General features: G+C 67.7%; 17 protein-coding genes. 6 read left to right on the top strand and 11 right to left on the bottom strand.

Annotated features, from left to right (window positions below):
• Nucleotide 1 precedes the first annotated feature (1 nt).
• A complete protein-coding gene (locus tag G5V65_RS00265) occupies nucleotides 2-1705 on the bottom strand; it encodes a serine hydrolase (RefSeq protein ID WP_343162799.1) in 1704 nt (567 codons plus the stop codon).
• A gap of 180 nt (nucleotides 1706-1885) precedes the next feature.
• On the bottom strand, nucleotides 1886-2590 hold the full coding sequence (locus tag G5V65_RS00260; protein WP_165046420.1) for an HAD family hydrolase: 705 nt from the start codon (nucleotides 2588-2590) through the stop codon (nucleotides 1886-1888).
• Nucleotides 2591-2768: 178 nt separating this feature from the next.
• Between G5V65_RS00260 and clpS the strand changes: the two genes are divergently transcribed.
• The 3 genes from clpS (at nucleotide 2769) to G5V65_RS00245 (ending at nucleotide 5097) form a co-directional block, all read left to right on the top strand.
• Nucleotides 2769-3089, top strand: a complete 321-nt coding sequence (clpS, locus tag G5V65_RS00255) for an ATP-dependent Clp protease adapter ClpS (RefSeq protein WP_165046807.1) — start codon at nucleotides 2769-2771, stop codon at nucleotides 3087-3089.
• A gap of 201 nt (nucleotides 3090-3290) precedes the next feature.
• A complete protein-coding gene (locus G5V65_RS00250; RefSeq protein WP_165046419.1) occupies nucleotides 3291-4277 on the top strand; it encodes a class I SAM-dependent methyltransferase in 987 nt (328 codons plus the stop codon).
• A gap of 13 nt (nucleotides 4278-4290) precedes the next feature.
• Nucleotides 4291-5097, top strand: a complete 807-nt coding sequence (locus G5V65_RS00245) for an SDR family NAD(P)-dependent oxidoreductase (protein ID WP_165046418.1) — start codon at nucleotides 4291-4293, stop codon at nucleotides 5095-5097.
• Here G5V65_RS00245 and G5V65_RS00240 read toward each other — a convergent pair whose 3' ends face one another.
• Nucleotides 5098-5493, bottom strand: a complete 396-nt coding sequence (locus tag G5V65_RS00240; RefSeq protein WP_165046417.1) for a hypothetical protein — start codon at nucleotides 5491-5493, stop codon at nucleotides 5098-5100.
• Nucleotides 5494-5606: 113 nt separating this feature from the next.
• Between G5V65_RS00240 and hemF the strand changes: the two genes are divergently transcribed.
• Nucleotides 5607-6482, top strand: a complete 876-nt coding sequence (gene hemF, locus G5V65_RS00235; RefSeq protein WP_165046416.1) for an oxygen-dependent coproporphyrinogen oxidase — start codon at nucleotides 5607-5609, stop codon at nucleotides 6480-6482.
• Nucleotides 6483-6531: 49 nt separating this feature from the next.
• Nucleotides 6532-6885 (top strand): hypothetical protein, encoded by a 354-nt coding sequence (locus tag G5V65_RS00230; protein ID WP_165046415.1) that lies wholly within the window; start codon nucleotides 6532-6534, stop codon nucleotides 6883-6885.
• Here the strand turns inward: G5V65_RS00230 and G5V65_RS00225 are convergent.
• Genes G5V65_RS00225 through G5V65_RS00210 form a run of 4 tightly spaced genes read right to left on the bottom strand, consistent with a single transcriptional unit; the run spans nucleotide 6882 to nucleotide 9595 of the window.
• Nucleotides 6882-7784, bottom strand: a complete 903-nt coding sequence (locus G5V65_RS00225; protein WP_165046414.1) for a DMT family transporter — start codon at nucleotides 7782-7784, stop codon at nucleotides 6882-6884. The genes G5V65_RS00230 and G5V65_RS00225 overlap by 4 nt on opposite strands.
• Complete coding sequence (locus G5V65_RS00220; RefSeq protein ID WP_165046413.1) at nucleotides 7781-8188, bottom strand: VOC family protein; 408 nt, start codon at nucleotides 8186-8188, stop codon at nucleotides 7781-7783. Before G5V65_RS00220 ends, G5V65_RS00225 begins: the two co-directional genes overlap by 4 nt.
• Nucleotides 8189-8246: 58 nt before the next feature.
• Entirely contained in the window at nucleotides 8247-9284 is a 1038-nt protein-coding gene (hemE, locus tag G5V65_RS00215; protein WP_165046412.1) for a uroporphyrinogen decarboxylase, read from the bottom strand.
• Nucleotides 9281-9595, bottom strand: coding sequence for a hypothetical protein (locus G5V65_RS00210; RefSeq protein WP_165046411.1), 315 nt, complete (start codon nucleotides 9593-9595; stop codon nucleotides 9281-9283). Before G5V65_RS00210 ends, hemE begins: the two co-directional genes overlap by 4 nt.
• 74 nt (nucleotides 9596-9669) lie before the next feature.
• Between G5V65_RS00210 and hemC the strand changes: the two genes are divergently transcribed.
• Nucleotides 9670-10614: a hydroxymethylbilane synthase gene (gene hemC / locus G5V65_RS00205; protein ID WP_165046410.1), complete on the top strand. Its 945-nt coding sequence runs from the start codon at nucleotides 9670-9672 to the stop codon at nucleotides 10612-10614.
• Nucleotides 10615-10726: 112 nt separating this feature from the next.
• On the opposite strand, the gene G5V65_RS00200 is transcribed toward hemC, so the two are convergent.
• The 4 genes from G5V65_RS00200 to G5V65_RS00185 form a co-directional block, all read right to left on the bottom strand.
• A complete protein-coding gene (locus G5V65_RS00200) occupies nucleotides 10727-11920 on the bottom strand; it encodes a hypothetical protein (RefSeq protein WP_165046409.1) in 1194 nt (397 codons plus the stop codon).
• Nucleotides 11917-13341 carry an FAD-binding oxidoreductase gene (locus tag G5V65_RS00195; RefSeq protein ID WP_165046408.1) on the bottom strand — a complete coding sequence of 475 codons (1425 nt, stop codon included), beginning with the start codon at nucleotides 13339-13341 and terminating at the stop codon, nucleotides 11917-11919. The genes G5V65_RS00200 and G5V65_RS00195 overlap by 4 nt, the downstream gene beginning before the upstream one ends.
• 157 nt (nucleotides 13342-13498) lie before the next feature.
• Entirely contained in the window at nucleotides 13499-13807 is a 309-nt protein-coding gene (locus tag G5V65_RS00190) for a hypothetical protein (RefSeq protein ID WP_165046407.1), read from the bottom strand.
• Between the two features lie 9 nt (nucleotides 13808-13816).
• The gene (locus tag G5V65_RS00185) at nucleotides 13817-14464 is read right to left on the bottom strand and encodes an arylesterase (RefSeq protein ID WP_165046406.1); all 648 of its coding nucleotides are present in this window, start codon (nucleotides 14462-14464) and stop codon (nucleotides 13817-13819) included.
• Nucleotides 14465-14486: the final 22 nt, after the last annotated feature.

Raw genomic sequence — 14486 nt, 5'->3', positions numbered from 1 at the left:
GTTACGGCCCCATCGTGAAGCACTGGATGGCGCGCGCCTGCAGGCGGCGGCAGGCCAGATCGGCCTGATCCTGCGTCAGCCCCACGAAGGTGGCGTCAAAGCCGCCGCCGCGCGGCATGACCTTGCGCAGCGATCCGTTCAGCGTGGCGCTTTCGGCAAGCTGGGTTTTCAAGAGCGCGCGTTCGGCATCATAGCTGGATCCGAAGCGGCCCACATTCACGCCCCAATGCCGATCACCCGAGGTGGAGACGGAGAGAACGATTTCCGGTTCCGCCTCTTCCGCGCCGGGGGCGGGCAGGGCCACTTCGTCATAGATGGGCGCGTTGCGCCGGGCCGGGCGGGGCGAGAGCGCCACGCCCGAGGCAGAGACGACCTGGAAGGGGATGATCTCGGCTTCGGGTTCGACATCGGCTTCGGCCAGCGCCTCGGCCGGCAGGTCGCCGGGGCGGGGCAGGGGCGCGGTGCTTTCCATCGCGGCGGCCAGCGTTTCGGCATCGGGCAGGGGGGCGCTGTCGCTGCCGCCGGTCGAGGCGAGTTCGACATCATCCACCGCGAGGCTGGCCGCCGGGGCGGCCTCTTGCGCCAGTTCGGCCGCCTGCGATTCGAGCGTGCCTTCGGGTGCCAGCGCGGCGGCGAGCGCGCCTTCGATGCCCGATTGCATGGCATCCACGGCCTCGGCCGTGGCGATGACGGTTTCGGGCACCTCTGCCGCGGGTGCCGCGCCCGGGCGGGCGACGGGCCGGGGGGAGGAGGCCAGTTCCATCGACACGCGCAGCGTCTTGCCCGCGCCATCGGCGGTTTCGGGCAGATCGGCATCGGCGACCAGCATCTCGTCCCCGCCCTGATAGCCGGGGGGCGTGGGCGGATTGACCGGCGCGTTGCGCGGGGCCTTGCCGAAGCCGAGATCAAGCAGCTTCATCATCTTGGCGTTGCGGTCGGCGGTGGACTTGCCGCCGAAGATCGTGGCGATCAGCCGCTTGCCGCCACGATCGGCCGAGGCGGTGAGGTTGAAGCCCGCGGCGACGGTATAGCCCGTCTTGATGCCATCCGCGCCTTCATAGGCGTCAAGGAAGCGGCGGTTGGTGTTGTTCACCGTGGCCAGCCCCGCATCGACGGAGCGGCGCGAGAAGAGGTTGTAATACTGCGGAAAGTCATAGAACAGGTGCCGCCCCAGGATCGTCATGTCGCGGGCGGTGGAGAGGTGGCCCTGCGCCGTCAGGCCATTGGCATTCTTGAAGGTGGTGTTCTTCATCCCCAGCGCCTTGGCGGTGCGGGTCATGCGGCGGGCGAAATCGGCCTCGTTCCCGGCGATGGCCTCGCCAATCGCAGTGGCGGCGTCATTGGCGGATTTGATCGCGGCGGCGCGGATCAGGTTGCGCAGCGAGATCTTCTGCCCGGCGCGCAGGCCAAGCCGCGAGGGCGGCTGGGCCGCGGCATGCTTGGTGACCGTCACCATCGTATCGAGCGAGATATTGCCGCGCTGGATTTCCTCGAAGGCGATGTAAAGCGTCATCATCTTGGTCAGCGAGGCGGGATGCAGGCGGGTATCGGCATTCTCGGCATAGAGAACCTCGCCGCTGCGGGCGTCGATCACGATCGAGGCATAGGGGGCGGCGCGCAAGGGAGAGGCGGCAAGAATTGCCGCCAGGGCCGCGATACAGATGAATGAATACAGTCGGGCGAAATGCCCCCAAAGCGATGCCACGTCGCCGGTTCCTTGTTCCTGCCTCTGGTCCGCCCCGGGTTTTTGGTGGGGCTTGTCTGCTGCGGGCAGGTTAGCACAAGGCTGCATGCCGGAAAACCCCTGAATTTCAAGGGCTTTTCGGATGTAGTTGGCGCGATCCGAAGGGATGGGTGCGCGCGATCCGGCCCCATCTGTTGTGTGTCAATCCAGCCGGGATACCAGATCGGGGAGTTCGCCCAGATGTTCCAGAAGCGAAAAGCGGGGGTGATCGGTCGGCGGATCGGCGCGTTCCAGCGCCCAGGTCAGGCCATGCGGCACATGGACGCCGAAGCCGCCCGCCTCGATCACGGGGATGACATCGGATTTGAGCGAGTTGCCCACCATCAGCGCGCGTTGGGCCCCGTCGCCATGGCGGGCAAAGATCCGGGCATAGGCGGCGGCGGTCTTGTCCGACACGATCTCGACCCCGTGGAACAGGTCGCCCAGGCCGGATTGCGCCAGCTTGCGTTCCTGATCCAGCAGGTCGCCCTTGGTGATCAGCAGCACGCGATGCGAACGGGCCATCGCTTCCACCGCCTGCCGGGCATGGGGCAGCAGTTCGATGGGGTGTTCCAGCATCTCGCGCCCGGCGGCCATGAGGTCGGCGATGACGGTGGCGGGAACGCGGCCTTCGGTCACCTCGATGGCGGTTTCGATCATCGACAGGGTGAAGCCCTTCACGCCAAAGCCATAATGGCCCAGATTACGGCGTTCGGCGGCGAGGAGGCGGTCATGCAGATGGTCGGGATCGGCGAAATCGGCCAGAAGCGCGGTGAAACGGTCCTGCGTCAGGCGGAAGAAGGATTCGTTCTGCCAGAGCGTATCATCCGCGTCGAAGCCGATGGTGGTGATGCGGGGCTGGGGCATGGGCGGTTCCTTCGGGCTATGGTTTTCTTGCCCCTTGCGCGGCCCGACTGCAAGGGGAGCGGGCATGGCCCCTTTTCGCAGCGGCGGATTGGGCTATATTCCTTGCGCAACCGTCAGAACCGAATCCTTGCCACACCTGACCCGGAGTTCACCTTCCGTGACGCTGAGACCGTTCCACATGACAGGAAAACCCGAGGGGCCGGGGAACGAATCCGGTGTGCTGACGAAGACCAAGTCAAAGACGCAGCGCCCGCCGCTTTACAAGGTGATGCTGCTGAATGACGACTATACGCCGATGGAATTCGTGGTGCATGTGCTGGAGCGGTTCTTTGGCATGAGCCATGCCCAGGCCTTCGACATCATGCTGACAGTCCACAAGAAGGGGCTGGCGGTGGTGGGGGTGTTTTCCTTCGAGGTGGCGGAAACCAAGGTGGCGCAGGTGATGGATTTCGCGCGCAGGCACCAGCATCCGCTGCAATGCACGATGGAAAAGGAGTGACGGGGTCACTTCGGGGGAGCGAATTCTGACGCAGAATTCGCGGCGGAATTTGACGCAAATTCCGGTTTCGAACCGCCCCTCGGGGCGGTTCTTTCGTTTCCTGCGTCAGGAAACGACGCGAAATCTGTGTCAGATTTCGCTTCCCTTGGCATTCGGTCGGCCTTTGCCTAGGGTGCGCGGCGATGTGCGAAGGGGATGGCGATGCGGTCTGCGCGGCTGGAGATGGCGTTGGACAGCGGGCTTTGGCCGCTGCCGAGCGAGGGGATCATTGCGGTGATCCGGCCCCGCACGGGCGATGACCTGTCGGCCCTGCCGAAGGACCGGGTCGAGGTGGTGACGGGGTTCAAGCCCGATGCCGACTGGTTCGCCGGGCGTGGCTATCGGGTCGTGACGCGGGCCGAGGGGCCCTATGCCGCCGCAGTCGTCTGTTTGCCACGGGCGCGGGCACAGGGGCAGGCGCTGATCGCCGAGGCGGCGGCGCGGGTCGCCCCGGGCGGGCCTGTCGCGGTGGACGGGCAGAAGACGGATGGCGTCGATGCCATGCTGAAGGATCTGCGCGGGCGGGTTGCCCTGTCCGAGGCCCTTTCCAAGGCGCATGGCAAGATCGCGGTCTTTCCGGCGGGGCCGGGGCTGGAGGATTGGGCCGCGCGACCTGCCGAGGTGGAGGGGTTCCGCACGGTGGCGGGCGTCTTCAGCGCGGACGGGATCGACCGGGGGTCGGCGCTGCTGGCCGCTGCGCTGCCGGGCGAGATGAAGGGCAAGGTCGCCGATCTGGGCGCGGGCTGGGGCTTTCTGGCGCGGGCGGTGCTGGCGCGGACGGGCGTGAAGGAATGCCATCTGGTCGAGGCCGAGGCCGAAGCGCTGGATTGCGCGCGGGTGAATCTGGTGGATGCGCGCGCGCAGTTCCACTGGGCCGATGCGACGACGCTGCGTTTGCCGAAACTGATGGATCATGTGGTGATGAACCCGCCCTTCCATGCGGGGCGCGATGCCGATCCGGCGCTGGGCCTGGCCTTCATCGGCGCCGCGGCGCGCGCCTTGGCGCCGGATGGGGTGCTGTGGCTGGTCGCGAACCGGCACCTGCCCTATGATCGGGCATTGAAGGCCCTGTTCCGCGAGGTGCAGGAGATTGGCGGCGATGCCGCCTTCCGGGTGGTGCGGGCATCCTGTCCCATCCGGTCACGCTGAACGGGGGCGGGCAATGAGCTTTGCGATATCGGGCAAGACGGCCATCGTGACGGGATCGGCCAACGGGATCGGGCTGGCCATCGCGCGGCACTTCCTGGACAAGGGCGCGAATGTGATGTTCGCCGACATGGACGAGGCCCGGCTTGAGGATGAGGTGGGCGAAGAGGCCCGCGCCGAGGGGCCGGTGCGCATGTTCGCGGGCGATCTGCGCCAGAAGCTGACCATGGCCAATCTGCTGTCGGCGACGGTGGATGCCTTTGAGCGGATCGACATCCTGGTGAATGCCAGCCGCCAATGCGCCCTGTCCGATGTGCTGGATCCCGAAAGGGACGCGGTGGAGGACCTGCTGGAGCAGAACCTGCTGACCAGCCTGCGGCTGAGCCAGATGGCGGCGAAGCGGATGATCCAGAAGGCGGAAAAGACCGGGGCGGAGGGGATGATCGGGTCGATCATCAACCTGTCCTCATTGGCGGCGGTGCGGACGCAGCCGCAGCTTCTGGCCTATTCGATCAGTTCGGCGGCGGTGGAGCAGATGACGCGCTCGCTGGCCGTGGCGCTGGCGCCGAAGGGGATCCGCGTCAATGCCGTGTCCTTTGCCAGCGTGATGAGCGCGTCGATGCAGGGGGCGCTGAAGGAAAACCCCGACTGGCGCGAGGTGGTCGAGGCGGGCACGCCGCTGGGCCGCATCGCCAGCGCCGATGAGGTGGCGGAGGCCGCGCATTTCCTGGCCTCTGACGCGTCGGGATTCATGACGGGGCAGGTGCTGACGCTGGATGGCGGGCGCGGCCTTCTGGATGCGGTGGCGGCACCCAGTTTCTGATCATTCGGGATATTCCGCCTTGCACTGGGCGATGACGGGTTCCGCCGCGCGGGCCAGTTCATCGCGCCGGTCAAGCAGGCTTTGCAGCTTGGCCCTTTCGGCGTTCAGGTCGATCGCCTTGGGGCGGGTGCGGGTCTGCGCCTCGCGTTCAAAGCAGTAGCGGGGCGTGGGGGCCGGGTTGGCCGGATCGGCGGAAGGCTGGTAGTCGCAGATCTGCCAGACGGGGATGTAGACGGTATATTCCTCGATCGCATAGCCGCGGGCGATGTTGCCTTGGGTTTCATCCACCAGTCGCTGGATCGTGCGCAGGTCGCGGGTGTTGCGGTTGATGCATTGTTCCTGCGGGGTGCCGCAGGCGGTGAGCGCGAGGAGGCAGCAAAGGGCAAGGCGGCGCATGGGACTCTCCGTGTTCTGACCGTGATAGCGCGGGGGAGGGGGGGATGCCAAATGCCATGTTGGCGAGCGCGAGGCGCGGTGCTAGGCATGGAAGTGTAAACCTGGAGAGACAGATGACCGACCTGTTCGATACCCGCAAGGCGCGTGCCGCCGCCTGGTTCCGTGAATTGCGCGATCAGATCGTGGCGGGGTTCGAGGGGCTGGAGGACCGGTTCGGCGAAGGCGTGCCGGGGCGGTTCGAGGTGACGCCGACGGTGCGCGCCGATGGTGGCGGCGGGTTGATGAGCGTGATGCGCGGGGGCCGCGTCTTCGAGAAGGTGGGCGTCAACGTGTCCGAGGTTCATGGCACGCTGGGCGAGCGGGCGCAGAAGGCCATGGCCGCGCGGGGCGTGCCGGGGATGGACCGCGATCCGCGCTTCTGGGCCAGCGGCATCAGCCTTGTCGCCCATATGGTGAACCCGCATTGCCCGGCGGTTCACATGAACACGCGGATGTTCTGGACGCCGCATGCCTGGTGGTTCGGGGGCGGGGCCGACCTGAACCCCGCGCTGGAATACCCCGAGGATACGGCGCATTTCCACGGCCAGATGCAGGCGGCCTGCGACCTGCATGACGCGGGCTATTACCCGAAGTTCAAGGCCTGGGCGGATGAATACTTCTTCGTGCCCCATCGGGGCCGGGCGCGGGGTGTGGGGGGCATCTTCTATGATGACCTGAACACCGGCGGCGCGGGCGCGGATAGCTGGGAGGCCGATTTCGCCTTCACGCAGGAGGTGGGGCGGCATTTCCTGCCCGCCTTCGTGCCGGTGACCGAGCGGCGGGTGAACACGCCCTGGACGGAAGCCGACCGCGAGGCGCAGCTGATCCATCGCGGGCTTTATGCGGAATACAACCTTGTCTATGACCGGGGCACCAAGTTCGGGCTGGAAACCGGGCATGACGCCAATGCCGTGCTGATGAGCCTGCCGCCGATTGCCAAGTGGACTTGACGCCCGCCCGCCTGTAAACGGCGCGCGGTGAAGCGAAGGGGTGCGGGGCATGGGCGGGAACGCGGCGGATATCGAGATCAGGGCACGGGCCTTCTGGGCCGATACCGAGGGCGGCGAACATGCCGTGGGTTTCGCGGCGAGCGAGGACCCGGAAGATGGCTATGTGATCTTCGAGGGCCGACCGGGCGACCGGAAGGGGCTGTATCTGGAAGTGTCGGACGAGATCTTTGCCGCGAAGGACGCGGTGGAGGATGTGGCGTTCAACGAGGGCGGCTTCGTGCTGACGATCCGCCCGGCGATGCAGGCCAAGCTGGGCATGGTGGCGACGGTGGCGGTCTTTGTCGCGGCCGAGGATGCCGATGGGCAGGCTGCGCTGGCGGTGCTGCGGGGGCTTCTGGCCTAGCCCTGCTGCCAGAGCAGGGCCGCGACGCCGACAAGGATCACCGCCATGCCGAGATATTGGCGCGGGGTGGTGCGCTGCCGGAAATGCAGCCGCGCGACGAGTTGGGCCATGGGGATTTCCACCAGCGCCAGCGTGCGGACATTGGCGGCAGAGGTCAGCGAAAAGCCGGTGAACCAGCAGGCCGAGGCGAAGGCGCCAAGGAAGCCTGCGGCAAGTGATGTGCGCCAGACGCGGAAGGAACCGGCCAGCGCCTTGCGATCAAAAAGTGCCAGCCAGATCAGCAACGTGGCGGACTGGATCGCAAGGGCAAGGGTGAGGGTGGTCAGCGCCCGGGTGAGGAAATCGCCCGAGGGCAGGTTCGTGATCCCGCCGCGAAAGCCGATGGCGGCAAGGCCATAGCCAAGGCCCGACAGCAGGCCGAGCACGGCGGGGCGGGTCTGGAACAGGCTTCCCAGGGTGGGGCCGGGCTTGATGGACAGGATCAGGACGCCGGCCGTGGCGATGGCGATGGCGGTCAGCGTGCCGGGGGTCAGGTGATCACCCAGCAGGGGGACGCCAAGGAGCGCGACGAGGACGGGTTCCGTCTTCAGCCATGCGGTGGCGACGCCAAAGCTCTGGTCCTTCATCAAGAGCAGCATGAGCGCGGTTCCCGCGATCTGCGCCCAGGCGCCGAGGGCTGTCCAGCCCAGCGTGGCGGGGCCGGGCAGGGGGATGGGCGACCCGGTCCAGACTGTGAGGATCAGCAGGAAGGCGGCCGCGAAGGGCAGCCCGAAAAGGAAGCGCACCTGCGTCGCGCCCACTGTGCCAAGCGCGGTGGTCAGCCCCGCCTGCGTGGCATTGCGCCCGGTCTGGGCGATGGCCCCCATCAGCGCGGCCCAGACCCAGAGGGGAAGGGTCATGTAAGGCCCCAGATGCGGGCTTCGGCGATCTCGACCGAGTTTCCGGCGGGGTCGCGGAAATAGATCGAATGGCCCCCGGCGGGCCAGTCCTGTTCGTGTTCGACAGGGATGGCGAGGGCGGCGAGGCGGTCGCGCCAATGGGTCAGGTCTTGCCTGCTGTCGGCGCGGAAGCAGATATGGCCGGGGCCTGTGGCGCCATGGGTGGGGATGCCGGATTGCTGTGCCGGATCGGAGGCGGGGCCGGGCGCGAAGATCAGAAGCATCTGGTCGCCCGCGCGGAGAAAGGCGAAGCGGCCCTTGACGCGGCGTTGTTCGGAAAAGCCGAAGAGGCGGATGTAGAAATCGGCGCAGGCATCGGGGTCTGCGGCGTAGATCACGGTTTCGAGTATGGCGGGGGGTGGCATGGCTGGTCCCTTCGGGGGCAGCCTATGCCCTGTCCGCGCGGGCGGCAAGGTGGCGGGATCAGGCCCCGCGCACCGTGTCGATCATCAGTTGCACATTGTCGGGGTTGGCGTCGGGGGTGATGCCGTGGCCGAGGTTGAAGATGTGGGGGCCGTTGCGGAAGGCATCCACCACGCGGCGGGTTTCGCGGATCAGCGCCTCGCCGCCCGTGACCATGTGTTCGGGGGCGAGGTTGCCTTGGACGCAGCCTGTGGGCTGGACGTTCTGTGCGGCCCATTCCGGGGTAATGGAGTTGTCCAGTGCCACGCAATCGGCGCCGGTTTTCGCGGCGAAGCCGATATAGCCCTCGCCCGCCTCGCGCGGGAAGGCGATGATGGGCAGGTGGGGGTAGCGGGCCTTCATCGCCGAAATGATGGCGGCGGCGGGTTTGACGGCGAAATCCTCGAAATCCTGACCTTTCAGCGATCCGGCCCATGAGTCGAAGAGTTTGACGACTTCGGCCCCGGCGTCGACTTGCGCGGAGAGGTATTCGACGGTGGCTTCGGTGATGCGGTCGATGAGGGCGGTGAAGGTGGCGCGGTCGGTGTTCTTCAGCGCATGGGCGGCGCCCTGGTCTTTCGATCCGCGTCCGGCGATCATGTAGGTGGCGACCGTCCAGGGGGCACCCGCAAAGCCGATGAGGGTGGTTTCGCGGGGCAGTTCGCGGGCAAGGATGCGGACGGTTTCGTAGACGGGCGACAGCGTGTCGTGGATGGCGGAGGTGGGCCTGAGCGCGCGGACCTGATCCATCGTGGTGGTGGTTTCCATGCGCGGGCCTTCGCCCGTTTCGAACCAGAGTTTCGGGCCCAGCGCCTGTGGCAGGAGCAGGATGTCGGCAAACAGGATCGCCGCGTCAAAGCCGTAGCGGCGGATCGGTTGCAGGGTGACTTCGGCGGCGAGGTCGGGGGTGTAGCAGAGCGACAGGAAATCCCCCGCCTGCGCGCGGGTGGCGCGGTATTCGGGCAGGTAGCGGCCCGCCTGGCGCATCATCCAGATCGGCGGGGTGGGCAGGGTTTCACCGGCAAGGGCGCGCAGGATGGTCTTGGTGGCTTTGGTCATGGGCTGGCTTTCGTGGGGTCGGCCGCGCGGGCCGCGATGAGGGATTGCAGGCGACCCAGGGCTAGGCGCCAGGCGGCAAGGTGCCAGAGGGCGGAGATCAGAAGGACGATGGCGGCGGCGGTCGGCCCATCGGCCCACCAGGCCAGCGCGGCGACGGGGATGGTGGCCGAGGCCGAGGTGATGAAGGCCGCCAGAAGCGTCAGACCGCCCGCCCCGTTGATCCGCTGGCGGATGGCCGAGCGTTCCATCCGGAAGGCGATGGTCAGCAGCAGGGCCGAGGCGGCAAGGGCTGTGAGGTAGAGCGCGGTCATGGATCATGCGTCGGCTGGCCGCGCGGCCTTGTCAAGAGTTGTCAGGCAAAGATGACAGTTGTATGCCTTGGGGCATGACAAATCCGCTCCCCTCCCCCGCCCAGCCGTTGAAGATCGGAACCCGAGGTTCGCCCCTTGCGCTGTGGCAGGCGCATGAGGTGCGGCGCTGTCTGGGGGCGGCCTTCGGCCTGCCGGACGCGGCCTTCGAGATCGTGGTGATCAAGGTGACGGGGGACCAGATCCTGGACAAGCCGCTGAAGGAGATCGGGGGCAAGGGCCTGTTCACGCGCGAGATCGAGGAGGCGCTGATCGACGGCGGCATCGACATCGCGGTGCATTCGATGAAGGACATGCCCACGGTGCAGCCCGAGGGGCTGGTGCTGGATTGCTATCTGCCGCGCGAGGATGTGCGGGATGGGTTCGTGTCGCCGGGGGTGGCGTCGCTGGCCGATCTGCCGCAGGGGGCGGTGGTGGGGTCGTCGAGCCTGCGGCGGCGGGCGCAGCTGGCGCTGCGGCGGCCGGACCTGAAGCTGGTGGAATTCCGGGGGAACGTCCAGACGCGGATGCGCAAGCTGGAGGAGGGGGTGGCGGTTGCCACCTTCCTTGCGATGGCGGGGCTGAACCGGCTGGGGATGGCGCATGTCGCGCGGTCGGCGATTGCGCCGGAAGAGATGCTGCCCGCCGTGGCGCAGGGCGCGATCGGGGTAGAGCGGCGCGCGGCGGATGAGCGGGTGGCGGCGATGCTGGCCGCGATCCATGACGGGCCGACGGGTGTGCGGCTGGCCGCCGAACGGGCGATGCTGGCGCGGCTGGACGGTTCCTGCGAGACGCCGATTGCGGGGCTGGCGGTGATCGAGGGCGATCAGCTTTGGCTGCGGGGAGAGATCCTGCGGCCCGATGGCAGCGAGTCGATCACCGGCGCGCGGCGGGGCGGCGTTGCCGATGCAGCGGCGCTGGGGCGCGATCTGGCGGAAGAGCTTCTGGGGCGCGCGCCGTCGGGGTTCTTCAGCTGGCGCTGAAGGCGAAATCTGACGCAGATTTCGCGCCGTTTTCTGACACAGAAAACGGGTCCGGACCGGGGCACCCGGACTGCGTCAGGTTCCGTGGCGTCTGTCTCGCCTCACACAGCGCCTAGCTGCGGTTGCGGTCGATCCAGAGGAGGGCGCCTGCCCCGATCAGGGCGATGGCCGCGCCCATCAGGGCCGTGATCGCATGGCCCCCGCCAAGCACCGCGCCGAGGGCGAAGGCCGCGGCGGCCAGCAATTCGGCGGCCAGCCGTTGCAACGCGATCATCGCCCCTGCCGCGCCCGGACGGCCATCCAGCAGATCCTGGTAATAGGCGATGGGCAGGGTCAGGATCGCCGTGCCGCCCAGCCCGGCAAGCAGCGTCAGCGCCCAGAGCCAGGCGGTTTCCGTCAGCACCGGCATCAGGGCCAGATGGGTGACATAAAGCGCCGTGCCCGCCGCGATCAGCGTGGCGCGGCGGAAGCGGTGGGTGATCAGCGGCAGAAGCAGCATGAAGGGCACCTCCCACCCAGCCACCAGGCCGATATAGAGCGCCACATCCCCGGCATCCCGGCTGGGCGAGGCATCGAAGACCAGCGCTGTCAGGATCATGTAGAGATTGCCCGCCGAGGCGATGGCACCCAGAAGCAGCAGCCGGATCAGGATGCGGGGTTCGGCGATTTCGGCGAAGGCGCGGCGGAAGTTCAGGCCGGAGGGGCGATCCTGCCAGGCGGTCTGGCCATCGCGCGGCCAGCGCAGGTGCAGCATCGTCGTCAGGATCACGGCGGCCAGCGTGGCCGAGACATAGACCGACATCACGTCGAGCCCCCAGCCGAAGGCGGCGGTCCAGAAGACCAGCATGCCGAGGAAGCTGAGCGAGAGGGCCGAGCGGAGGGTGGCGAGGATGGCATCCCGCGCCGCGCCGCCATCATCGCGGGCGAGGCGGGCCAGCGCGAAGAGCTGGCCGTAAAGCGAGGTGGCGACCGGGAACAGGATCCCGTGGCAAAGCGCGAAGGTCAGCGGCGAGGGCGCGACGAGCATCAGCCCCACGCCAAGGGTGCCGGAGGCCGCCGTCAGCAGGGCGATGCGGCGGCGGTTGGCCCTTTGATCGGACAGGATGCCGAGAAGGACCGAGGCCGAGACCGACACCGCCGAGGCAAGGGCGAGGATAAGCGCGAAGGCCGGTTCCGACAGGCCCAGCCGTTCGATCCCCACCAGCGACTGATAGGGATAGACCGAGGCATTGAGCGCCCCGAGCAGAAGGAGCGCCCATGCGATCAGGCGCAGGGTCGGGTCGCGCAGGACGGAAAGGGTGGTCATTCGGAGGCGTCTTTCGGCGGCAGCACCTTGCCGGGATTCATCAGGTTGCCGGGGTCGATGGCCTGTTTGATCGCGCGCATGAGGTCAAGCGCGACCGGGTCCTTGCGGCGGGCCATGGAGTTGAGCTTGGACAGGCCGACGCCATGTTCGGCGGAGAAGGAGCCGCCGAGGTCTTGCACGATATCCTCGATGGCGTGGATGACACGGTCGTAAAGCGCCCTGGAGGGATCGCCGGGATAGACGGAGAAATGCAGGTTGCCATCGCCCAGATGGGCGACGGTCACGGTTTCCGCGCCGGGGGCGATGTCGGCAAGGCGGGGCGCGATGCGGGTGAGGAAGGTTTCCACGCGGTCGAGGGGCAGGGCGATGTCGCTGTCGATCATGGGTTTGACCGCCGCGCCAATTTCGGCGGCCGCTTCGCGGCGCGCCCACATGGCCGCGCGCTGGGTGGTGGAGCGGGCGATGGTGGCATCGAGGATGAGGCCGTCTTGCATGAGCTGGGCGAGGGTTTCCTCCAGCAGGTCGGTGAGGGGGAGGGTGCCGTGCGGCGTTTCGGTGGCAAGCGCGGGGGAGGTGGCGGCGAGTTCGACGAGGATGGTGCAGTCGCGATGCGCCGGGAAGGGGATGCCGAGGTCGGGGCGGATGCGTTCCAGCCGGGCCATATAGTCGGCGGGCATGTATTCGAAGGCTTCGACCAGGCCGCCACTGGCCGCTTGCAGGCGGTTCAGGAGGGTGAGCGCGTCGGGAAGCGAGCGGGCCGCGAGGGTGGCCGTGGCATGGGCGCGGGGGGCGGGGACGAGTTTCATCACGGCGGCCGTGATGATGCCGAGCGTGCCCTCGGCCCCGATGAAGAGGTCTTTCAGATCGTAGCCGGAATTGTCCTTGTGGAGTTCGGACATGAGGTTGAGGACGCGGCCATCGGGCAGCACCACCTCCAGCCCGAGGCAGAGCGCGCGGGTGGAGCCGTAGCGCAGGACGTTGGAGCCTCCGGCATTGGTGGAGAGGACGCCGCCGATCATGGCGGAGCCGCGCGCGCCGAACCAGAGGGGGAAGTAGAGGCCATGGGTTTCGGCGGCGTCGTGGAGGCGCGACAGGATGACGCCGGATTCCACGATGGCGATGCGGGAGGCGGGGCGGATTTCGCGGATGCGGTTCAGCCGTTCGGTGGAGAGGAGGAGGCCGCCCTCGGTATAGGTGGCGCCGGTGAGGCCCGTGTTGCCCGAGATGGGGATGACCGGGATGCCGTGTTCTGCCGCCAGTTTCACCGTGGCGGCGACTTCCGCCGTGGAGCCGGGGCGGGCGACGGCGAGGGGGGTGCCATGGTAATTCCCCATCCAGTCGCTGGCATGGCGGGCCATGTCGGGGCCGGTGAGGACGTGACTGTCACCGAGCAGGGATTTCAGGGCGGGGATGAGGGACATGGGACGCTCCGGTCTGCTGCGGAGTCATCGGACGGGCGTGGGGGAGTTGCAAGGGGGGATGAAGGCCCGGGCGTGGTGCGGGTGGTGAGGGCGTAAAGTGGGTATTTGGGCCAAGATGAAGCAGCGGGCGCAGGAGAGGATGTCAGCGGGGCGGGTCTCAGGCGGGCGGGCCCTGAAGGATGCGGAGGGCGAGCCAGAGGAGGCCAGTGAAGATGAGGAGGGAGAGGCCGATGGCACCGAGGATTTGGCCCGCGCGGTTGAGGCGGGACTTTCCGGAGGATTGGAAGGCATGATTCATCACCTCGCCCTGTCTGGCGAAGCGGTCGCGGAAGGGGAGGGAGAGGCTTTGCCAGTAGCCGGGGTTGAGGAAGAGGCGGAGGACGACTGAGAGCGCGAGGAGCGCCAAGCCGAGCCAGAGGCAGAAGAAGCCAGCGATCGCGAGGGTTTGGATCAGGGTGGCGAGCATCCCTTCGCGTCAGTTCGCGGGGCGGGAGGCGAGGTCCAGCACGGCGGGGCCGAGGCTTTCGACGATCCTTGCCACGCCGTCCTTGTTGGGGTGGATGCCGTCGGCCTGCATCCATTGGGCGATCTGGCCGGGATCGGTGGCGGTGGCGTCGAGCAGGCGGAAGAAGGGTTGGGTGATGGCCGCGCCATGGGTGGTGGCGATTTCGGGGTAGAGGGCGTCGAACCGGGCCTTGTAGTCGGGGCCGAAATTGCCCGGCGCCTCCATCGGGACGATGAGGACCTTCAGGCCGCGGTCGGTGGCCTGTTTGACGATGCTGTCGATGTTCGAGCGGGTTTCGCTGGGGGGAAGGCCGCGGAGCAGGTCGTTGCCGCCAAGGGTGACGATGAGGGCATCGGTTTCCGGGGTGAGCGACCAGTCGAGGCGGGAGAGGCCGCCCGCCGAGGTGTCGCCGGAGACGCCTGCGTTGATGACGGTGATGTCGGAGCCTTGGGCGGTGAGCCAGTTCTGAAGCTGGGGGACGAGGCCATCGCCTTCGGGCAGGCCGTAGCCTGCGGTCAGGCTGTCGCCGAGGGCCACGATGATGGTTTCGGCCTGTGCAGCGACGGGGGCGAGGGCGAGAAGCGTTACAGAGGCTGTCGCCAATGTGATGTTGCGCATGCAGCGAGGCGCGCCATATCTG

Source organism: Paragemmobacter kunshanensis (assembly GCF_011059185.1).
Taxonomy (GTDB): domain Bacteria; phylum Pseudomonadota; class Alphaproteobacteria; order Rhodobacterales; family Rhodobacteraceae; genus Paragemmobacter; species Paragemmobacter kunshanensis.
This window is presented reverse-complemented; position numbering and strand designations above follow the sequence as displayed.